Source organism: Aeribacillus pallidus, from assembly GCF_050478865.1.
Classification (GTDB): domain Bacteria; phylum Bacillota; class Bacilli; order Bacillales; family JACDOC01; genus JACDOC01.
Genome location: NZ_JBCNBW010000014.1, coordinates 1 through 19,081 on the forward strand (window position 1 = coordinate 1; position 19,081 = coordinate 19,081).

A 19,081-nucleotide genomic window follows, 5' to 3' on the forward strand; every position below is an offset into this window, starting at 1 on the left:
CACATTTAGTATAGAGCCGATTTTTTTGCACACAAAAAAAGACCGACCCCATTGGAGTCAGTCGATTCTTGTATTATTCTTCACTTTGTTTCATTTCATCTAATACACGATTCACACGTTTTTCAAGCATTTTCATTCCACTACCACCAGCTTGGAAGTGACGAAGCTTTCCGTCTTTATCAAACACATAATAGGCGGGTACATATTGGTTTTGGAATGCATCGGTTAGTTTGTGCTCACTGTCAACGAAAATTGGTTGAGTAATGCCATGCTCTTCGGCAACACGCTTAATTTCGTCTAAGTCTAAATCGTTCTCTGAACGCGGCATATGCACGGCCACGACGTTTAAATCGTCTTTATATTTATCACGAAATTCATTCACTTGTGGCATTGCTTCTTTACATAGATGACAGCTTATGGACCAAAAGTGGATGAGCGTAGGTTTGTTACCAACTAGCTCTTCTCTCGTTACTTCACCGTTGATCCATGCTGTGGCACCGGTTAATTCAGGCATAGGTTCACGAAGACGCATTTATATCTCCTCCTTTTTCTAATCAAATTAGCAAAGTGGAAAAAAGACCTAACCGTAACAGTTAGGTCTTTTCTACTTATACGGTCATTACACGTTAAGTGTTGCTTGACCTGGTTTCCAGTTTGCAGGGCAAAGGCCACCAGTTTGAAGTGCTTGAAGTACACGTAATACTTCGTCTACATCACGACCGATGTTGTTGTGGTGTACAACTTGGTACATAAGTTCGCCTTCTGGGCTAATGATGAATAGTCCACGAAGAGCAATACCTTCTTCTTCAATTAATACACCATACTCACGAGATACAACATGGTTTGTATCTGCTGCAAGTGGGTATTTTAATTGACCAAGACCGTTATCTTTACGATCCGTGTTGATCCATGCTAAGTGTGTATGAATTGTATCAGTAGAAACTCCGATGACTTCTGCATCTAAATCTTCGAACTCATCGTAGCGGTCGGAAATTGCAGTGATTTCAGTAGGGCAAACGAATGTGAAGTCCATTGGATAGAAGAAAAGAACAGTCCATTTGCCGTTTTTCATGTTCTCTTCAAGGCTTACTTTACCAAATTCTTTGTTTGGCATTACAGCGTCCATTTCAAAACGTGGAGCTTGTTTTCCTACCATGCGTTCTGCCATGATTAAAATCCCTCCAATAATTTTTTTAATTGAAAAAGTAATTGAGATATTCTCAATTACTGATCACCTAACACTTGTCATTATAATCAACTTAAACTTTTTAGTCAATATTAAATTATAATTAATATAAATAAAAAAGGATTATCATCAACAAAATCCTGCCTTTATTGGTATTCCCTTAATGACATAAAAGTAATCCTACCTATAAAAAAATTTACTTCCATTCTTTAGTTTATCACGGATAAAGATGGGTTATAAAGAAATTAGACTCTCTAAAGAAAGGATGAATTTCAACAATGTTCGACATATCTTTCATACAACAAGTCGATTGGTCCAAATGGTTGATAAATATAGCCATTATTATATTAAAATTTATCGGGATTCTAATAGTATATTTTATAGTAAATAAAGTGGGACAATCGTTTATTACGAAAATGTTCGAACGCTATAAATCAAGAAATCACATAACAGAGGGTCGAGCGACCACATTAGAAGGTTTATCACTAAACATTTTTTCTTATGTACTGATTTTTGTTCTTTTTATCACAACCCTTCAAATAATTGGCATTGAAGTTATGCCAATCCTTGCCGGTGCTGGTATTATCGGTCTTGCTGTTGCTTTCGGTGCTCAAGGTTTAGTTAGTGACGTGGTGACCGGATTTTTTATTTTGTTAGAAAATCAAATCGAAGTCGGTGATTACATCACTACAGGCAGCTTTTCAGGAATTGTTGAACAAGTGGGATTACGGACGACGAAAATTAGAGGATTTGACGGAACGCTTCATTATGTACCAAACCGGGAAATAACGAGTGTAAGCAACCATTCTCGTGGTACGATGCGCGCGTTAGTCGACATTGGCATTTCCTATGACGATAATATCGATGAAGCCATTACTGTTTTACAAAACGCTTGTGACCGCCTTGCAAAAGAAGACAAAACCATTGTAGAAGGGCCAAACGTACTTGGGGTTCAATCGCTTGGATCATCAGATGTTGTTATTCGTGTCATTGCGAAAACTGAAAACATGCAACAATGGGCAGTTGAACGTAAATTAAGGAAACTATTAAAAGAAACCCTTGTTGAACACGGTATTGAAATTCCTTACCCTCACCAAGTTTATATTGAAAAATCGTCTTCCTAAAATGGAGCGACACCTATTGCTGGATCAGGTGTCGCTTTTTGTTACCCAGTTATTTTTTCTATATATTGACGAATCGTTTCGATCGCAAACGGAATAGCTTCTTCGTTTGGTTGGAGTTTGGCATGATGTAATCCATATGGAGAGTCGACTCCTAACCAAAACATAAATCCTGGTATTTCAGCTAACATATAGCCAAAATCCTCACCGGTCATGGCTTCATCACAAACGACAAGCTGCGCATTCGTTTCTTCCTGTACAAATGACATAAACTGACTTGTTAGCTTATGGTCATTGTACACTTGATAATAATTGGCTCCGTAATCAATGGTCGCTTGACAATCAAAACTGTACTCAATTCCTTTAACGATTTCTTCAATACGTTTTTTTATCGCTTGCATCGTTTTAGCCGATTTCGTTCGAATCGTTCCTTCTAGTCGAGCTTCTTCGGCAATAATGTTTTGGACGGTTCCCCCGGTAATTTTCCCAATGGTAATAACAGCACTATCCAACGGATTGACATTGCGGGAAACGATCGTCTGCAATTGAGTGACTAAATAAGATGCAGCCACCACCATGTCTTTCGTTTGATGGGGATAGGCGGCGTGTCCTCCTTTTCCTTTTAAATCAATAAATAATTCCGAAGTATTAGCAAATAACAATCCTTCTTTTACCGCTATGGTTCCGACTGGATATTCCGGTGCAATATGTAGTGCAAAAATCATATCAGGCTTCCATTCTTTCATTTCTTGACTTTCAAGCATCGGTTTTGCTCCACCAGGTCCTTCTTCGGCTGGTTGAAAAATAAATACTAAATCGTCTTGAATTGGATTTTCTACAAAATAGGTTAACACTCCTATCGCAATGCTCATATGGAAGTCGTGACCACAAGCATGCATCCGTCCAGGATGAGTCGATGAAAACGAATAGCCCGTCTGTTCTTCGATTGGCAATCCGTCAATATCGGTACGATAACTAATCGTTTTTGTTGGATTTAGTCCTTTCACTTTAACGAATAGCCCTGTTTTCCACTTTTTAATTTCTATTCGTTCTTGAGGTAACGATTGTAAATAGGTTAATATATAGCTTTGCGTTTTACATTCTTCAAAACCAAGCTCGGGAATTTGATGTAAATCCCGCCGAATTTGAATAAAGCGGTCCAAGTTCATACGCCTCCCCCTTAACAAATGTAAGCTTTGTATATATAAAGAGACACTTAAAAGGTTTCCCTTTTAAGTGTCTTTTTTATTAAAGTTGACGCAGTTCTTGTTTAATTTCTGTTTTCGCTTTTGTTTTTTCATCAATTTGTTTAATCACTTTAGCAGGTGTACCCGCAACAACTGTATATGGAGGCACATCTTCGATAACGACCGCGCCTGCAGCAACGACCGCGCCTTTACCTACAGTCACTCCTTCTAATATAACGGCATTAGCACCAATTACGACATCATCTTCTACAACCACTGGTTTGGCAGATGGTGGTTCAATAACACCTGCTAACACCGCACCGGCACCAATATGACAGTTTTTACCAACAGTAGCTCGTCCACCGAGTACTGCGTTCATATCAATCATTGTTCCTTCTCCAACAACAGAACCGATATTAATAACGGCCCCCATCATGATGACCGCATTATCGCCAATTTCTACTTGATCACGAATAATTGCCCCTGGCTCAATCCGAGCTTTAATTCCCTTCATATCAAGAAGTGGAATCGCTGAATTGCGACGATCATTCTCGATCACATAGTCTTCAATTTTATCTTTATGTACTTCAAGCACATGTTGAATGTCAGCCCATTCCCCAAATAACACACCCGTATTACCTGAAATAAACGCTTTTGTTTGTTCGCCAAAAGAAATGCCTTCTAGTTCTCCTTTGATGTACACTTTCACTGGCGTAGACTTTTTACTATTTTGGATAAAAGAAATAATTTCGTTCGCATCCATCATTTTCATCTACATTTCCTCCTTTTTTCAATCAAACTAAAAGGAACATTAGTTTGAACAATTACTACGAACTACTTTATCAAAGGAGTTTCTGAAACACAAGACTGATCACTTGTATCCGATAAGTTTTCTCTCCTTATGTGATGTTCCTCCTCTTACGGGCTCTTCTTCCTCAGCTAAAATTTCTCTCATTTAAACAAATCTTATCGTAGATGATTCATATTGGAAGATTGAGCAATAAACTTTTGAATGATATCAACAAACGCTTGAACTTGGCGTAATTGGAAAGATGATTCATATCCTAAAAGCCATGTATCCCGCTTAATGGGTGCATTATGTTCACCCAACAATGGAATTTTATAAATATCTTTTTCCGCCCCATTCAGCGTAATCGCCGGTAAAATAGCGTAACCAATTCCGTTAAACGTCATTTGTTTACATGTTTCAATTTGGTCAACGACAATCGTCCGTTTCGGCGGTGTTTGAAATTGTCTGCGCCACCAATCTTGAATTTCTTGATAATAATTTGAATCACTTTTAAATTGTATAAACGGTCGATCAGTTTGTAGGACATCCTCGATCCTGCGGATTTCTTTGTCCACTAAATATAACGAGTCTTCAAAAAGATGGATTTTCACCCCTTTCCAATCAGGGGTTCCTCGAATAATTCCTATATGTACTTCATCTTCATATAACGCTTTGAGTATTTCACTGCTCCAGCCGGTAATTAAAGAAATTTTCGCTTCAGGATAGGCTTCGACATATTTTTTTAACACTTGTGGAAGCCAATTTTGTCCTACAATGGACGCGCAAGCAATTTTTAACGTCCCATGTACTTTTGATTGCAATGCTTGAATTTCATCCCGTACTCGTTCCTCTTTTTCTAATACCTCTTTTGCAAACCGAATAATTAATTCGCCTGCGGGTGTTAACGAAAGTCCTTTTTGTGAACGAATAAAAATTTGAACACCCCACTCTTTTTCAATGTTTTGGAGCCGTTGCGACAAAGCTGGTTGGGATACAAACAACCGCTCAGCTGCTTTTCTCATATTGAGTTCTTCAGCCAATACCGAAAGCATTTGAAATTCTGAAAATGCCATACAAGCCGCTCCCCTTCTATTACTCTATGTAGTAAAAAAACCCCCTTTAAAGGGAGCTTTTATGAATGAAAGTGATTCCACTGATGGATATGACTATTTAACTGCTTGAGTAGTTCTCGTCTTGTAATGATTCCTTCCAGTACCTCTTCTTCATTGACCACACATAAAAAAGGATGGTCTACCAGTAAGGACATTACTTTTTTCATGGAATCATTCAAGCGTAAGCGAGGAATATTTTTGTTCATTGCTTCCTCTACCTTTTTTTCATTAAGCTTTTCAAACTCAATCCGCTCGATGCCTAAAATCGCATCCATAATTAACGGAGAACTTATTAACCCGTGCAACTTATAATGGACATCTAGTACAGGAATAGCTGTATAACCTGTTTTGGTTAATACAAGCATGGCGTGCTCTAAATGGTTCCCAATTTGAACATGAGCAACTCGCTCTGCCGGAATCATCAAATCAGCTATATTCGTTTCAAGCAATTGTTGTGTTTGGACACTGATCATGGATATCCCACCTTTAGAATAATACCCCATATATATTTTAACATATATATTTTAATGGGGAGTGGGATGATTACCCTTTTTTTGTCACAATATTTCGTTGTTCGAAACCACAGCGTGAACAGCGATAAATCACGTTTTGATTGGATTGTGCGGTTAGCGTATCTTCTAGTCGATCTTCTCCACGGCATTTCGGACACTTAATTAATGGATACATCGGATTTTCCCCCTTTCATAGGCCTTTGAAAACGCTTTACTTTCTTTGTCACTTCCCTCTACAATAAAGTTATTACGATCCGTACCATTAAACTAAAGGAGGTAATTTCATGAGTATTATGAAACTAAATGACCGAATATCCCTCATTGATTTGTATGATCTAGGGAAGCCTCATCGTACGGGTGCTTATGTCATTGCCGAAGAGGAACTTACCATTGTAGAAACGTCAGCTAGTCCGTCGCTTCCTCATTTAAAAAAAGGACTTCAACAATTAGGTTACTCCCTTAAAGATATTTCTTACATTATTGTTACCCATATTCATTTAGACCATGCTGGTGGTGTCGGATTATTGCTACAAGATTGTCCTCAAGCAAAAGTAGTCGTCCATCCAAAAGGTGCGCGACATCTAATCAATCCTAGCCGATTGGAGGCAGGAGCACGGGCCGTCTATAGAGAAAAATTTGATGAATTATTCCACCCCATTGTTCCTGTTCCAGAAGAAAATATCGTCATTAAAGGAGATCAAGATACATTAACGATTGGTAAGCGTTGTACACTCCAATTTTATGACACACCAGGACATGCCAATCATCATTTCAGCATTTACGATCCCGTCTCTAACGGCATGTTTACCGGAGATACTGCCGGTATTTTCTATGACGTACTCCAACAACAACAAGGAATAAGCTTATACTTACCATCCACTTCACCGAATCAGTTTGACCCTGAAAGGATGCGTAAATCGATCCAACTTTACAAATCCAAACAATTGAACTACATTTATTATGGTCATTTTGGAATGACAAAAGATGTATCCACTGCCCTTGATGAAGTTGAACGTTGGTTAAACATTTTTATAAATGTAGCGAGCGAATGGTTTGATGAAACAAAAGGGTGGGAAGAGAACGTACAATCCATTTATCACCAATTGTTTGCGTACGTGGAAGAAGAGTTACGTACAATTGGGGTATTGGTTGAAGGCGAATGGGTTGAAACGTTAAAACTCGACCTTCACGTATCGGCGATGGGAATGGTGGACTACTTCATAAGAAACAATACCAAGTCATCAACAAAATAGGAGGTTAAACAATGGAAGTGATTGTCTACTCCCAACCAGATTGTCCTCCTTGCTCGGTGGTCAAAATGTTTTTAAAAGAGGCAAATATTCCTTTTACAGAAAAAAACATTAAAGAAGATTCCCGAGCAAGAAACGAACTTATTAAAAAATATAAATCGTTTTCTACGCCAACAACCATTGTGGACGATGAAGTCATTATCGGCTTTGATTTAGAAAAATTAAAAAAGGCTTTAAAAATGGAAACGGAATAGGGAATCCCCTATTCCGTTTTTATTAACCAATTAACGGGACAAACGTTGAAAACAAAGGTAATTTTTTGGGAATATCAGCGACCATCACTACGAAAGGAAGTTGATTGTCTACGTATTTAACACTTGTTTGCTCTCTATTTTCACCAATCCCTACTTTCTGTTCAACATGATCAGGTAATTGTTCTTTCCAAATCTTTTCAATCACATAACTCGTCTCTGTCTTTTTAACTTGTATTCCTTCATAATGTGGGTCAAAATGGACAGGCCCATCCGTTGATTCCATATATTCAATGACATAATACACATCATTATCTTTTATAAGTTTTGTTTTTTCAGAATATCGAAAAAATGGAACAACCTCCAAGGGAGGCATATCCGTCCCTAATGCAACATAACCGCCTTCTACTTTTACCACATTTTCTTCAATAAAAGCTTCTATCCGTTCAGCCGCAAAAAATGGACTTAATATGTCTCGAATTTCATGTAAACGCCGAGGTTTTTCCGTAATGGAAACTTGTGCTTCGAATGCTTCTTTAACAAACTGGAACACTTCCTCCCTTATATCACCCAATTCTTCGGCATTCATCGTTGTTGGGGTATGGACAATGAAGAGAAGGAAAACAAATATGATAAAATGTTTGAGCATTTCTCTCTCCCCCAAACCGTTCAATTTGTTTCATTGTAACAAGGTTTTCATGTCGAAAGTGTACCAACCGTTCCAAAAATTCATACAAGAGTTGACAATGTTTTTAATACTTTATACAACCCTCTTGTCTATCTTAATGTTTTTCTTATATTATTCACCAATTTGAAGAACGAAAACCGCAAAAAAAGCGCCTATTAAGAAGGCACTTTTTCTTCCATCGATATAGTGATTATTGATTAGGGATTGTTAGCGCAAAGTAGATGACAAATGCTAATAACAACCCAATAAAAATAATGTATGTCCAAAAAATAGGGTTTCGGATATATGGGTGCTCTTCGACTTGATCGGGGATATCGGTATCGTTTGTCCCTTTTAAAGCCTTTTGATTACGAGCGACCATAAACGTATAAATTAACGAGAACAATAAGACAATGGATCCAATCACGGTTAGTACTAAAATATACGTACTCAACGAAATCACTCCTAGAATCGGTTACTTACCTTTACTCTCCCCGATCTAGGCAAAATTATTCGATGCTACAGTAGTTCCGCTCGTTCATATAAATAGTCAAAAGACAAATCCATAAATAGAAAGTGATGCTGATGAATAGGATAAGCAAACGTACGTATCAATTCACTCGTCTCTATATCACCATATACGTCGGATAAAATTCCTCGTTGGTCAGTCCTCATTTTCATAATGTTTTCTAAAAAATACGGGCGCCAACTCCAGTTTTTTCCTACATATTGCGGGTATACAACCCACTTATTTCCACTTTTGAATAAATTGGGGGACAATTGGAAACCATTTTCATCCGTCACATAGAATCGAAAGCTCATCGTCGAAAACTCTTTCGCTAACTGCTTTAACAACCCCTCATAGTCCTTTTCTTGTTTTTTAAATTTGGGAATTAATTCACTCATTTTGTCGTTTAATGTTGAAGCTAATTCTTGAACTTTTTCAATTTTTGCTTTTTCATGAGTAATGAATTTTTGACAGAGTTGCTTTAACTTGTCTTTTAATAACACTTTTTCGACAAATACTTCTTGCGGTTTTTGTAAATAATATCCTTGATAAAACCTTCCTCCATTTTTCCAGGCGAACTGAAACTGGAATTCCATTTCAATTTTTTCAAACAGTAAAGAAGCCCCTATTTTACGTGCTAACATTGAGAGGGAGTATACAATCTCTTTAAATGTCGGATTCCCAAGTTCATAGCGCAGGCTTTGTAAATCGATCTTAATAATATCAGGTGATAGGTTGGCTATGGACTTTAAATCAATTCGCTCTTGGCCATGTTTGGAAATGGCAAACTTGACACCATATGTTCGAAAATAACGGATAAAGTGTTCTAACTGTCCTTCTTCACCTAAATTATTTTCTTGAGTCAATTCGAGCACGATGTTGCTCAACGGAAATCCTTTTTGTTCATATTGTTGCAAGGTAGTTAGTAATTGTTCACCTTGATCACTCATTAATAATCGCGCCGATTGATTAAAAAACAATAACCCTTCAAACTGCTCATCGATTGCTTTTTCTAACGCTTTTGTTATAATCACTTGATCGACTTCTCTTTTAAAATCGTCTGGAATATCGTCATTATGAAAAAAAGGACCTAAACTCTCACAGCTAGTATCACTTTGGTATCGCCCTAACACTTCATAGCCTATCACTGTATGCTCGTCCGCACTAAAAATTGGTTGAAAATGTGGTAGGACTCGTTCTAAATTTGCCATCACTTCCAATGCATCCATTTGAATCCCCCCTTATTTGCCCAGACAATGCTTTTTCGTTCCATACATTATATGTATTAGGCGCTTTCGTTGAAAACAATTTGAGTCAGAAAAGGATGATAACTTAGAATTATGGATAATTATAATCATTTCTTTTTACTTTTCAAGAAAAAAATGATTACTTATAACCATCAAATAAGTATAAATATTAATTTATATTTATGAAGATACAACCGTTATTTATTAGTTGTTTTTTTAGAAAAACGGTTTCTGAAAAAACTTAGAAAACGTAAAAAGCGACCCACATCGTGGATCGCATTAAACAATGTTTAAAAAGGATATTGGTTTAACCACTGACCTCCATCCATTGTTACACATTCACCATTAATATAAGCCGCTTTATCAGATAATAAGAAATACGCTAACTCAGCAATTTCTTCAGGTGTTCCTAATCGACCTAATGGGACACTGTTAATGGTCCGCTTGGCCGCTTCTTCAGAGATCCACAGTTTTTCCGCGCCTCCTGTTCGCTCTATCGGTCCTGGGGCAATCGCATTCACGCGAATACCGTATTTTCGTCCCCATTCTACCGCTAATGTACGTGTGATTGAGAGTACCCCGGCTTTCGCTGCAGCGGAATGAATAACTCCTGCCCCTGCATTCCAAGCATACGTGGCAACCATGTTTAAAATACTTCCTTTTATTCCCTCTTTAATCCAGTACTTTCCGACAGCTTGTGAACAATAAAATGTCCCGTTCAGCACAATGTTGATCACCGCATTCCAGCCATTTACGGATAAATCTTCAGCTGGGCAAATAAAGTTCCCTGCGGCATTGTTCACGAGATGATCAATGGTCCCGAAGTGTGTAACCGTTTGCTCTACCATTTGTTGCACAAGTTCAGGATCTCTTACATCCATCGCAATGGTTAACACTTGACCATCATACGTTTCAATTTCTTTTTTAGCTTGTTCTAAACGTTCTTCATTTCTTCCAGTAATGACTACTCTTGCTTCACATTCGGCAAATTTTTTTGCCATATATTTACCCATTCCACTTGAACCACCAGTTACAATCACTACTTCGTCTTTCATATCCCCACCCCTTATGAATGAATACTCACTCATTATAATACGAGAAGGGAAGTAAAATTCCTTCTTTTTTTCTACTAAAATCGTCAAAGTTCATAAAAATAGACGTGGAATCCCACGTCTTTACTGCTCTTGATTTAATAACAATTCATGTAATTTTCGAAGGGCTCGCACAATGACCCGTTTTCGTTGAAATCCTTTCACTTTCACAGTTATTCCGTTTAATTCAGCATATACTTGTCCTCCATTTCCGAGAGGATGAAATCCATATACAAATAGCTTAATCGTTCCATGCTGAGAAGGCAGGAAAAACATATCCATCCGTTTGCCAATTATCATTTGTAAATCACTCCTCCTTCCTGAAATGAAAAAGACAAGTTGATATCAATGTATACTAGCTACAAACAAATGTCAAAAATTATGTTTTTGTTTAATAGATATTTTGATAAGATAAAATACATGTTAATAGATTTTTTAATAAATAAAATACATGAATTGTATAAATAGGTTGTGAGAATGAATGAAAGAAACGATGAATCGTAGAACGTTTTTAAAAAAAATCGTTGGATCATTGTTCGGTGTTATAGCTACCGGATTTGGTGGCTATTACTATGGAAAATACATCGAACCTTTTCGATTACAAATCAACCATATTGAAATTGCTCATCCGTTGATTCCTAAAGGATTCAACGGATGTCGACTCGTACAATTTAGCGACACCCATTTAGGATTTCATTACGATTTACCCCAATTTAAGAAACACATACAAACCATCAATTCCTTGCAACCGGATGTGATTCTGTTCACTGGTGATTTAATGGACCGACCGAATCAATATCCTTTTACAGAGCAAGTTGTCCATTCGTTGCAACAATTAGAAGCTACATTCGGAAAGTTTGCCATTTATGGAAATCACGATCATGGAGGATATGGGACGGAAATTTATCGACAAATGATGAACCAATCGGGGTTCGTCCTTTTAAAAAACGAATCATACAATCTTCAAATTTTAGACGGAAGTTCAATAGAAATTATCGGAATCGATGACGCAATGCTTGGAAGTCCAAACATTACCCAAGCCATTCACTCCCTTCCTCAAGACCGTTTTAAAATTTTACTTTCACATGCACCAGATGTGGCCGATCAAATTGTCAACTTCCCAATTCACCTACAAATAAGTGGCCATAGCCATGGTGGTCAAGTACAAATTCCTTATTTCGGTCCGCTCGTAACGCCACCATTGGCTGAAAAATATTTAGAGGGAAAATATACGATTGACGGAGAACATTCGTTGATTCTCTATGTAAATAGAGGCTTAGGGACAACCCGTCTCCCTTTTCGTTTATTTTCGGTCCCCGAAATTACGGTCTTTACATTAAAATCAATAGCGAAATAGTTGGAGGCTGCCTAATCGTAGGGACAGCCTCATTTTTTATTGAGCTTGTAATAACGTTTGTTCAATTTCTAGCGCACTGACTGGTCGACTGAAATAATAACCTTGCGCCTTTTGACATTTGGCATGAAGTAAAAATTCAACTTGTTCTTTTTCTTCGACCCCTTCAGCTACTACTTCTAATCCTAAATTGTGAGCGAGAGCAATGATGGTTTTCGTAATAGCAGCATCCTTTTGATCAATTTGAATGTGTCTTACGAATGTTTGGTCAATCTTTAAAATATCAATCGGGAAACGCTTCAAATGATTTAAGGAAGAATATCCCGTACCAAAATCATCAACAGATAAAACGATACCAAGCTCTTTTAATTCTCTTAACATTTTTAGCGCTTCTTTAGTGTTTTCCATCGCTCCTTCTGTAATTTCTATTTCGAGAAACGATGGGTCAACTTGATATTTCATTAATGTTTTCTGAATAAATGTCGGTAAGTTTGATTTATGAAGTTGTACTGGAGAAATGTTTACAGCAATTCGAAATTTTTTCGTACCCATATTCTGCCATTTAGCAATTTGAGCGCATACGTTTTCAATAACCCATTCTCCGATTGGAATAATTAACCCTGTATCTTCAGCTAACGGAATAAATTGCTGAGGGGAGACATATCCAAATTTTCCGTTATTCCAACGTAGCAGTGCTTCAAAACTTTCAATTTTTCCTGTTTGTAAATTGACTTGCGGTTGGAAATATAGCATTAACTCCTCTTTTTCTATCGCTCGGCGAAGATGGGCTTCCATAATTTTATAGTTTGGAAAAGACTGCTTCATATCGGAAAAATAAAATTGATAATGCGCCCGCCCTTTTTCTTTTACTCGGAAAAGCGCATTGTCAGCATTTTTGATTAATCCTTCTACATCATCTCCATCATTCGGGTACATACTAATACCGATTGATGATGTAATATAGTATTCTTGTTTATCCATTACGAACGGTTCGCTAAATAACGTTAATAGTTTCTTAGCAAACCGTTCGGTCTCATCTCGAGTCGTTTGCTTTAATAAGATCATAAACTCATCTCCACCTAGCCGATACACACAATAATCGTAGCCCTCAACTGATTGCAATCGGTTAGCGATTTTTTTCAATAAGTCGTCCCCAAGTTTATGTCCTAACGTATCGTTAAAATATTTAAAACGATCAAGGTCCATATATAACAAACTTAACTCTCTTTGTCGTTTTTGATGGATTTTCAGTTCGTACTGCAATTGTTTGAATAATAGATTTCGATTACCTAACCCCGTTAACGTATCATGAAAGGTAAGATACTGAATCGTATCTTTAGAACTCCACTGTTCGGTCATGTCTTTTGCAATCATCATAATCCCATCTTTAAGACCATGACAAAGAACTGGGAATGTCTTTAATCGGACTAACACTTTCGCACCGTTTCGATGAATGAGTCGGCAAGATTTAAATTGTTGTGGACGATTTTCTTCCACTACTTTTCGAAGTTTCCGTTCATCTTCGTTATGTACAAAGTGGTATATTAACTGATCTTGTAGTTCCTCTTCTTTCAACCCAAGCATATGAAGTGCTGAAGGATTAAAATTTTGAACCCTTCCATTTCGATCTACGACAAATAGGGCATCAAAATTATGTTGAAATAATGAATAGAATAAAGAATCTTGGACCTTTCTATTGGTTACTTCCTCCTTTAAGGAGATTCGAGAGACAACAACAACAAATCGAATTCTTCCATCTTCATGAAAAATAGGTGTGAACGTTGCTTTTAATTGCCCTTTTTTTAATCGTTTCGAAATCACTAATTCTGTTTCTTTATATAGAACTTCCTGTAAATAGGTGTTGATATTCAAGCAAGAGAGAGCTGTATGATCATCTCTCATGAGTGGATCAAGGAAGCAGTCAACATCATTCTTCATCCTATTAGAGGGAATGTTTATTGAATGACAAATCCATCCTTCCGAACCATTTCGTTCATAAAGAGAAACGAAATTTTCTACACCTTCTCTCAAAACATTTAAAAAAGTAAGAAAAATTTGTTCCTTCTCCTGTGTACTCATTTGATAAACAATAGATTCTGTAAAATTATCCATACAATCATCCTTTATCAAACACCGTATGTATCCAAGCTTCATCCTATGGTTTATTTACTTGCTACTATTGTACAATTTTTTTATGTATAAAAACTAGACAAAATTGAATTTGTTTCAATTTTAATAAAATATTTCCATATTTAAATATACCTTAAAAGAAAAAAACGATACAACTATTATATTGTGATAATTATGAAAAAAGTTTATTTACAACTTGTATCCTAATAGAAAACAAGAAAAACTACCTACTATAGATAAAAAAAGATAAACAACAAACTTTTTAACCCTTTTTTCCTTCCAAAGTTGAATGGCATCTAACATAAAGCTTGAATACGTCGTAAATGCCCCACAAATGCCAATTAAAAAGATGCTTTTCCATTGGCTGGACCATATATGAGAAACAACCCAACCTAATCCAAATGAACCTAACAGATTAACCGTTAACGTTCCGATTGGAAAGGGAACATTCATTTTCCCGATCCAGTTGGTCAACAAATATCTTCCTGCAGCGCCTAAAGCTCCTCCAATGATTACCCATATCATCACCGTTGGTCACCTACCAATTTGCCCATAGTTATCCCCAATAACGTACTTATCGCTCCAACAATCAAAGTACTAAATATATATATCCATAAAGACATAGGCACATCTTGTAATTGAAAAATATCCCCCATAAAAGTAGACATAGTGGTTAATCCTCCACAAAATCCCGTACTTAACAATAATTGTCCTTCTTTCGTGATCGTTTTCATATTGGCAAACGAATAGAACATTCCTATAAGAAAACATCCGATGATATTTGCCAAAAACGTTCCCAGTGGAAAATTCATGGCGAACCATGTGGATAGACCATATCTTAGTGCCGCCCCAAGCGCTCCACCAAGAGCTACAAGTATTACGTTTTTTAACATCATATTCTTCCTTTCACAAAGCCAATTCTTTTTTAGGCCTTTTTACTAACTCTATTTTAGGACTAGCGCGTATTCATGACAAACACATATGATGTAACAAGTATGGCCCCTCATTCTTTTCGATTTGAAAGGAGGTCAATTCAAATGTATCCTTACTACTTACCGACTTATCACCGTCAATACGACCAACGTTTTTTTGGTTTCGGTTTTTTACCTTTCGTAGCAGGTGGGCTAGTAGGTGGGCTAGCAGGTTTGGCCATAAGCCCATTCCTCTTTAACCGTCCGTGTTGCCCACCATTTTACTACCCACCTTATGGACCTTACCAATCCTATCCACCATATCCGACTCCATATGGATATGGTGGAAACCTATCATATCCATCCCCTTATGGATTTGGAGGAGGAGGTCCAGAGAATATTAACATTTTTACGAATCAAAATTAGCACTTCTTTCAGGAGGTGCTTTTCTTTCTTTTTTGTGTCACTGAATTTTTCATTATTTAAAAATAGACTGAACCTTCCAAAATAACTTTAAAAGGGTTATAATGAAAAATAATAGGGAAATATCACTTCCTTTAGAAATTTCTCCTGCTTTCTTTATACGAATTATTTCAACCAAAGTAACAATAATTTATGTAAACAATAATTTATGTAGAAAGGAGTTAGTATGTTGAGACACAGCAAGATACAATCTTCACTACGCCCTACCATCCAAAACCTCTCACAAGCAATCTTCACTGTCAATCGCCATGCAAAAACAGCGACCAATCCCAAATATTTATATACGTTAAAAAAAGAAGCCATCCTTAAAATGATACGCGAAGGAAAAGCGAAAAAAGTTGGACTCCATTTTTCTTCGAATACAAAATTTTGTCAACAACATTCGGATGTGCTCGTTTCTTGTGGAGATTATACATTTCATATTCCACCCTCTAAAGAGGATTTTGAACAACTCCCCCATCTAGGAAAACTCGATACCTCTAAGAGAAACCCTAAGTGTCGAATGCCATTGGCACAAGCAAAAAAATTGTTGCAAGCATATACAGGATTAAAGGAACCAAATGAGAAAAAACAAATGAGAAACCCTTCTTATCAAAAGCCTGTCTTTAAAAGGTTAGGAGAAAGTTTCTTCTAAAATCAAACGGACTGTACAAACAACAAACTGCCGTATTCGTACGGCAGTTTGTTTTGATTTGGTATAGCTTTTATAAAATATGCTGATCAATTTTTATGATAAGTTCACCAATTTCTGGTTTACTTACTTGCTCATCTGCCCCTACAACGTCCCCTTTATGCCGCAAATCATCCGTAATGAGCGAGGAGAATAAAATAACCGGCAACTGTTTTAAATGATCAGAAGTTTTTATTTTCTTTGTTAAATGATGACCGTCCATTTGTGGCATTTCAATATCAGAAATCACTAAATGGACTTCCTCGTAAAGCGTTTTCCCTTCCTGCACAATCGATTGTAAATAGTCATAAGCATCTTTACCATTTTCAAAAAATTGAATGTTGGTATATCCGGCTTCTGTTAATGTATCATAAAGGAGCTTCCGAAGAAGTGGTGAATCCTCTGCTACAACGATTTTCTTATCTGAACGCTCCCGTTTTCCGAGTTTTTTCACTTCCTCTACTCGAATACCCGAATCCGGATGAATTTCAACCATAATTTTTTCATAATCCAGCAATAAAATCATTTTGCCATGATGTTTGATGACCCCAATGACATACGTATTTTGGCCTTGATACATTCCGTTAGGTTTCTCAATTTGTTCCCAAGAAATCCGATGAATTTGAGTGACGTTATGAACATGAAAGACTACTTTCTGCTTATTAAATTCAGCCACAATAAACTTTTCTAGAGCTGACGATTCCGAAGGTTGTTGATTAAGTACTTTTCCTAAATCAATAACAGGCAACACTTCACCACGAAGCTGAATAATTCCTTCAACATATGGATGGGAATGCGGAATAATAGTCAAAGGTACTGGTTGAATGATTTCTTTTACTTTAATGACGTTAATACCAAATGCATTTCCGAAAACTTCAAACTCTACAATTTCTAATTCGTTCGTACCGCTTTCTAGCAAAATCCCTTGATTATGATTCATTTACGTCTTCCTTCCTGAATGTAATCTTTCAGAATAAATATACCATGATATATTGGTGAATTTTCACAAAAACAAAAAATTAATACAAAATTCACAATAAGTGTAGCATTATTCGGTTGCTTCCCTTTTCACAAAGCGGTGGACCCATAATCCTATAAGAGCCATAATTAAAAGGGAACTTAAAGCAAGGCGACTCGCTATATTGCCATACGAAGCAAAAACAAGCGTAATACTTCCATAAATAAGAGGACCGATAATGGCTGAAATTTTTCCAGAAAAAGCGAATAACCCGAAGAATTGTCCGCGCTTTTCCTCTGGAGTCAATTCAACAATGAGCGCTCGTGAAGTTACCCACATCGCTCCAAGTGCTACTCCAAACAAACTTCCCGCCACCCAAAACTGCCACTCAGCTGTAGAGATCGTACCCATGATTAGTGCAATAACTAGTAATAATCCGACATAGTGAACGCTGCGATACGGTCCCTTTTTACTAGAAATAATACCAAATAGAAATGAACCGATAATACTAGACACTGTTGAAAAGAGATAGAGCAAAATAAATTGCCCTGACGAAAACCCTACAATCGTTTTAGCATAGATGGCCATCATCGCAATCGTGGTGGCTATCGCATCATTCAAGAAAAAATAAGCAACCATAAAGGTAAAAATCGAACGATATTGTTTCATCTCTTTAAACGTAACAATGATTTCTTTATATCCCGCAAAAAACGAAAATGGTTTCGGTTTGATGGAAGCATTTTGCTCTTTGACAAAGAAAAAGAGGGGTAGCGCAAACAGAAAAAATAAAAGAGCAGAAGGAATAAACGCTCGATGATAATCCTCATTTCCTACGTACAAATAAACGGTAAGTCCAACCAGTGTTCCAACGTATCCAACGGCAACACCAAATCCAGAAACAAGCGAAATATTTTTCCCTTGGCCAACATTACTAATCATTGAGTCGTAAAACACAAGGCTGGAGTGATAGAAAAATTTCGCAATAATAAATAATAGGACGACAAAAAGAAGATGAAGGGGTACTTGAAGAAATGTGTTTTCAGTTGGAAAACGGGCAATGATTCCCATTAACACCGTAGCTATGACAGTAATAAGGGTAAAGGTGACAATATACTTTTTCTTTTGTGCTTTTCGATCGATAAGGACACCGTATAGGGGAGTAAATACTACAAGAAGGAAACTGGCGATGGCGTTCGCGTAAGAAATAAACGTACTAGCAATTTGATTCAACACTTCGTTACTACCAACGACTTCTTGTAAGTAGAATGGAAAAAAAATCGTAATAATATTTGATGAAAAAATAGTGTTTGCAAAATCGTATAGCGCCCACGAAATAATGGGGAGAGTAAATATCATTTTTAAAGAGTTTGACAGTTTCTTTTCCTTAGCCAGCTCCACATTCATTTCACATTCCACCTTTATACATATTTTTTTCGTCTGGCACCAATAACGATCAACAAGTTATGAGCGTACGTTCCCTCTTTACCTCACCTCCCGTTTTTTATTCCATGTATTATCCAAAAATTCCTTCTCGTTTGAGCACATGTGAAACTCCCTTCTCCGTTATGTATCAAAATAGGCTATGTTATATGTCATTGTTGATTTTTAGCAAGTTGTTCACACGGCGGCGACTCAGCGGGAACAAGAAGCCGC

At 37.0% G+C, this 19,081-nt stretch carries 23 protein-coding genes; 6 read left to right on the forward strand and 17 right to left on the reverse strand.

Annotated features, from left to right (window positions below; all coding sequences use genetic code 11):
• Positions 1-73: 73 nt before the first annotated feature.
• Together ABES52_RS03580 and ABES52_RS03585 are read right to left on the reverse strand one after the other, a co-directional pair.
• On the reverse strand, positions 74-532 hold the full coding sequence (locus tag ABES52_RS03580; protein WP_429649018.1) for a TlpA disulfide reductase family protein: 459 nt from the start codon (positions 530-532) through the stop codon (positions 74-76).
• Positions 533-619: 87 nt separating this feature from the next.
• Positions 620-1,168, reverse strand: coding sequence for a peroxiredoxin (locus ABES52_RS03585; protein ID WP_429649020.1), 549 nt, complete (start codon positions 1,166-1,168; stop codon positions 620-622).
• Positions 1,169-1,464: 296 nt separating this feature from the next.
• Between ABES52_RS03585 and ABES52_RS03590 the strand changes: the two genes are divergently transcribed.
• Entirely contained in the window at positions 1,465-2,310 is an 846-nt protein-coding gene (locus ABES52_RS03590; RefSeq protein ID WP_429649022.1) for a mechanosensitive ion channel family protein, read from the forward strand.
• Positions 2,311-2,351: 41 nt separating this feature from the next.
• On the opposite strand, the gene ABES52_RS03595 is transcribed toward ABES52_RS03590, so the two are convergent.
• The 5 genes from ABES52_RS03595 to ABES52_RS03615 form a co-directional block, all read right to left on the reverse strand.
• A complete protein-coding gene (locus ABES52_RS03595) occupies positions 2,352-3,476 on the reverse strand; it encodes an N-acetyldiaminopimelate deacetylase (RefSeq protein WP_429649024.1) in 1,125 nt (374 codons plus the stop codon).
• A 79-nt stretch (positions 3,477-3,555) separates the two neighbouring features.
• Positions 3,556-4,266, reverse strand: coding sequence for a 2,3,4,5-tetrahydropyridine-2,6-dicarboxylate N-acetyltransferase (gene dapD, locus ABES52_RS03600; protein ID WP_429649026.1), 711 nt, complete (start codon positions 4,264-4,266; stop codon positions 3,556-3,558).
• A 194-nt stretch (positions 4,267-4,460) separates the two neighbouring features.
• A complete protein-coding gene (gene ccpC / locus ABES52_RS03605; protein WP_429649028.1) occupies positions 4,461-5,357 on the reverse strand; it encodes a transcriptional regulator CcpC in 897 nt (298 codons plus the stop codon).
• Positions 5,358-5,416: 59 nt separating this feature from the next.
• Complete coding sequence (cbpB, locus tag ABES52_RS03610; protein WP_429649030.1) at positions 5,417-5,869, reverse strand: cyclic-di-AMP-binding protein CbpB; 453 nt, start codon at positions 5,867-5,869, stop codon at positions 5,417-5,419.
• Positions 5,870-5,939: 70 nt separating this feature from the next.
• A complete protein-coding gene (locus ABES52_RS03615; protein WP_429649032.1) occupies positions 5,940-6,083 on the reverse strand; it encodes a hypothetical protein in 144 nt (47 codons plus the stop codon).
• Between the two features lie 109 nt (positions 6,084-6,192).
• Here ABES52_RS03615 and ABES52_RS03620 point away from each other — a divergent pair, with 109 nt between their 5' ends.
• Together ABES52_RS03620 and ABES52_RS03625 are read left to right on the forward strand one after the other, a co-directional pair.
• Positions 6,193-7,161 carry an MBL fold metallo-hydrolase gene (locus ABES52_RS03620; RefSeq protein ID WP_429649034.1) on the forward strand — a complete coding sequence of 323 codons (969 nt, stop codon included), beginning with the start codon at positions 6,193-6,195 and terminating at the stop codon, positions 7,159-7,161.
• 11 nt (positions 7,162-7,172) lie between these two features.
• Complete coding sequence (locus tag ABES52_RS03625; protein ID WP_429649036.1) at positions 7,173-7,412, forward strand: glutaredoxin family protein; 240 nt, start codon at positions 7,173-7,175, stop codon at positions 7,410-7,412.
• 22 nt (positions 7,413-7,434) lie between these two features.
• Here ABES52_RS03625 and ABES52_RS03630 read toward each other — a convergent pair whose 3' ends face one another.
• The 5 genes from ABES52_RS03630 to ABES52_RS03650 all read right to left on the reverse strand — a co-directional run bounded on the left by ABES52_RS03630 (position 7,435) and on the right by ABES52_RS03650 (position 11,222).
• Complete coding sequence (locus ABES52_RS03630; protein ID WP_429649038.1) at positions 7,435-8,058, reverse strand: DUF3993 domain-containing protein; 624 nt, start codon at positions 8,056-8,058, stop codon at positions 7,435-7,437.
• 229 nt (positions 8,059-8,287) lie between these two features.
• Positions 8,288-8,530 carry a hypothetical protein gene (locus ABES52_RS03635; protein ID WP_429649040.1) on the reverse strand — a complete coding sequence of 81 codons (243 nt, stop codon included), beginning with the start codon at positions 8,528-8,530 and terminating at the stop codon, positions 8,288-8,290.
• Between the two features lie 65 nt (positions 8,531-8,595).
• A complete protein-coding gene (locus ABES52_RS03640; protein WP_429649042.1) occupies positions 8,596-9,813 on the reverse strand; it encodes an EAL-associated domain-containing protein in 1,218 nt (405 codons plus the stop codon).
• A 308-nt stretch (positions 9,814-10,121) separates the two neighbouring features.
• Positions 10,122-10,886: a 2,4-dienoyl-CoA reductase gene (fadH, locus tag ABES52_RS03645; RefSeq protein WP_429649044.1), complete on the reverse strand. Its 765-nt coding sequence runs from the start codon at positions 10,884-10,886 to the stop codon at positions 10,122-10,124.
• A 120-nt stretch (positions 10,887-11,006) separates the two neighbouring features.
• Positions 11,007-11,222, reverse strand: coding sequence for a hypothetical protein (locus ABES52_RS03650; RefSeq protein WP_429649046.1), 216 nt, complete (start codon positions 11,220-11,222; stop codon positions 11,007-11,009).
• 181 nt (positions 11,223-11,403) lie between these two features.
• On the opposite strand from ABES52_RS03650, the gene ABES52_RS03655 reads away from it, so the two are divergent.
• Positions 11,404-12,279, forward strand: coding sequence for a metallophosphoesterase (locus tag ABES52_RS03655; RefSeq protein ID WP_429649048.1), 876 nt, complete (start codon positions 11,404-11,406; stop codon positions 12,277-12,279).
• Positions 12,280-12,315: 36 nt separating this feature from the next.
• Here the strand turns inward: ABES52_RS03655 and ABES52_RS03660 are convergent, their stop codons facing one another.
• The 3 genes from ABES52_RS03660 to ABES52_RS03670 form a co-directional block, all read right to left on the reverse strand.
• Entirely contained in the window at positions 12,316-14,388 is a 2,073-nt protein-coding gene (locus ABES52_RS03660) for a putative bifunctional diguanylate cyclase/phosphodiesterase (RefSeq protein ID WP_429649050.1), read from the reverse strand.
• Positions 14,389-14,595: 207 nt separating this feature from the next.
• A complete protein-coding gene (gene crcB / locus ABES52_RS03665; RefSeq protein ID WP_429649062.1) occupies positions 14,596-14,931 on the reverse strand; it encodes a fluoride efflux transporter CrcB in 336 nt (111 codons plus the stop codon).
• Positions 14,931-15,299 (reverse strand): fluoride efflux transporter FluC, encoded by a 369-nt coding sequence (locus tag ABES52_RS03670; RefSeq protein WP_429649052.1) that lies wholly within the window; start codon positions 15,297-15,299, stop codon positions 14,931-14,933. The genes crcB and ABES52_RS03670 overlap by 1 nt, the downstream gene beginning before the upstream one ends.
• A gap of 144 nt (positions 15,300-15,443) precedes the next feature.
• On the opposite strand from ABES52_RS03670, the gene ABES52_RS03675 reads away from it, so the two are divergent.
• Positions 15,444-15,743 (forward strand): hypothetical protein, encoded by a 300-nt coding sequence (locus ABES52_RS03675; RefSeq protein ID WP_429649054.1) that lies wholly within the window; start codon positions 15,444-15,446, stop codon positions 15,741-15,743.
• Between the two features lie 223 nt (positions 15,744-15,966).
• Positions 15,967-16,434, forward strand: coding sequence for a YkyB family protein (locus ABES52_RS03680; RefSeq protein WP_429649056.1), 468 nt, complete (start codon positions 15,967-15,969; stop codon positions 16,432-16,434).
• A gap of 70 nt (positions 16,435-16,504) precedes the next feature.
• Here the strand turns inward: ABES52_RS03680 and ABES52_RS03685 are convergent, their stop codons facing one another.
• Positions 16,505-17,410, reverse strand: a complete 906-nt coding sequence (locus tag ABES52_RS03685) for a chemotaxis protein (RefSeq protein WP_429649058.1) — start codon at positions 17,408-17,410, stop codon at positions 16,505-16,507.
• 108 nt (positions 17,411-17,518) lie between these two features.
• Entirely contained in the window at positions 17,519-18,832 is a 1,314-nt protein-coding gene (locus ABES52_RS03690; protein WP_429649060.1) for an MFS transporter, read from the reverse strand.
• Positions 18,833-19,081 lie beyond the last annotated feature (249 nt).

What these genes read in the sequence shown, in the direction of transcription:
- ABES52_RS03580 (WP_429649018.1), bottom strand. Translation starts at nt 532, where the DNA reads ATGCGTCTTCGTGAACCTATGCCTGAATTAACCGGTGCCACAGCATGG.
- ABES52_RS03585 (WP_429649020.1), bottom strand. Translation starts at nt 1,168, where the DNA reads ATGGCAGAACGCATGGTAGGAAAACAAGCTCCACGTTTTGAAATGGAC.
- ABES52_RS03590 (WP_429649022.1), top strand. Translation starts at nt 1,465, where the DNA reads ATGTTCGACATATCTTTCATACAACAAGTCGATTGGTCCAAATGGTTG.
- ABES52_RS03595 (WP_429649024.1), bottom strand. Translation starts at nt 3,476, where the DNA reads ATGAACTTGGACCGCTTTATTCAAATTCGGCGGGATTTACATCAAATT.
- dapD (WP_429649026.1), bottom strand. Translation starts at nt 4,266, where the DNA reads ATGAAAATGATGGATGCGAACGAAATTATTTCTTTTATCCAAAATAGT.
- ccpC (WP_429649028.1), bottom strand. Translation starts at nt 5,357, where the DNA reads ATGGCATTTTCAGAATTTCAAATGCTTTCGGTATTGGCTGAAGAACTC.
- cbpB (WP_429649030.1), bottom strand. Translation starts at nt 5,869, where the DNA reads ATGATCAGTGTCCAAACACAACAATTGCTTGAAACGAATATAGCTGAT.
- ABES52_RS03615 (WP_429649032.1), bottom strand. Translation starts at nt 6,083, where the DNA reads ATGTATCCATTAATTAAGTGTCCGAAATGCCGTGGAGAAGATCGACTA.
- ABES52_RS03620 (WP_429649034.1), top strand. Translation starts at nt 6,193, where the DNA reads ATGAGTATTATGAAACTAAATGACCGAATATCCCTCATTGATTTGTAT.
- ABES52_RS03625 (WP_429649036.1), top strand. Translation starts at nt 7,173, where the DNA reads ATGGAAGTGATTGTCTACTCCCAACCAGATTGTCCTCCTTGCTCGGTG.
- ABES52_RS03630 (WP_429649038.1), bottom strand. Translation starts at nt 8,058, where the DNA reads ATGCTCAAACATTTTATCATATTTGTTTTCCTTCTCTTCATTGTCCAT.
- ABES52_RS03640 (WP_429649042.1), bottom strand. Translation starts at nt 9,813, where the DNA reads ATGGATGCATTGGAAGTGATGGCAAATTTAGAACGAGTCCTACCACAT.
- fadH (WP_429649044.1), bottom strand. Translation starts at nt 10,886, where the DNA reads ATGAAAGACGAAGTAGTGATTGTAACTGGTGGTTCAAGTGGAATGGGT.
- ABES52_RS03650 (WP_429649046.1), bottom strand. Translation starts at nt 11,222, where the DNA reads ATGATAATTGGCAAACGGATGGATATGTTTTTCCTGCCTTCTCAGCAT.
- ABES52_RS03655 (WP_429649048.1), top strand. Translation starts at nt 11,404, where the DNA reads ATGAAAGAAACGATGAATCGTAGAACGTTTTTAAAAAAAATCGTTGGA.
- ABES52_RS03660 (WP_429649050.1), bottom strand. Translation starts at nt 14,388, where the DNA reads ATGGATAATTTTACAGAATCTATTGTTTATCAAATGAGTACACAGGAG.
- crcB (WP_429649062.1), bottom strand. Translation starts at nt 14,931, where the DNA reads ATGATATGGGTAATCATTGGAGGAGCTTTAGGCGCTGCAGGAAGATAT.
- ABES52_RS03670 (WP_429649052.1), bottom strand. Translation starts at nt 15,299, where the DNA reads ATGTTAAAAAACGTAATACTTGTAGCTCTTGGTGGAGCGCTTGGGGCG.
- ABES52_RS03675 (WP_429649054.1), top strand. Translation starts at nt 15,444, where the DNA reads ATGTATCCTTACTACTTACCGACTTATCACCGTCAATACGACCAACGT.
- ABES52_RS03680 (WP_429649056.1), top strand. Translation starts at nt 15,967, where the DNA reads ATGTTGAGACACAGCAAGATACAATCTTCACTACGCCCTACCATCCAA.
- ABES52_RS03685 (WP_429649058.1), bottom strand. Translation starts at nt 17,410, where the DNA reads ATGAATCATAATCAAGGGATTTTGCTAGAAAGCGGTACGAACGAATTA.
- ABES52_RS03690 (WP_429649060.1), bottom strand. Translation starts at nt 18,832, where the DNA reads ATGAATGTGGAGCTGGCTAAGGAAAAGAAACTGTCAAACTCTTTAAAA.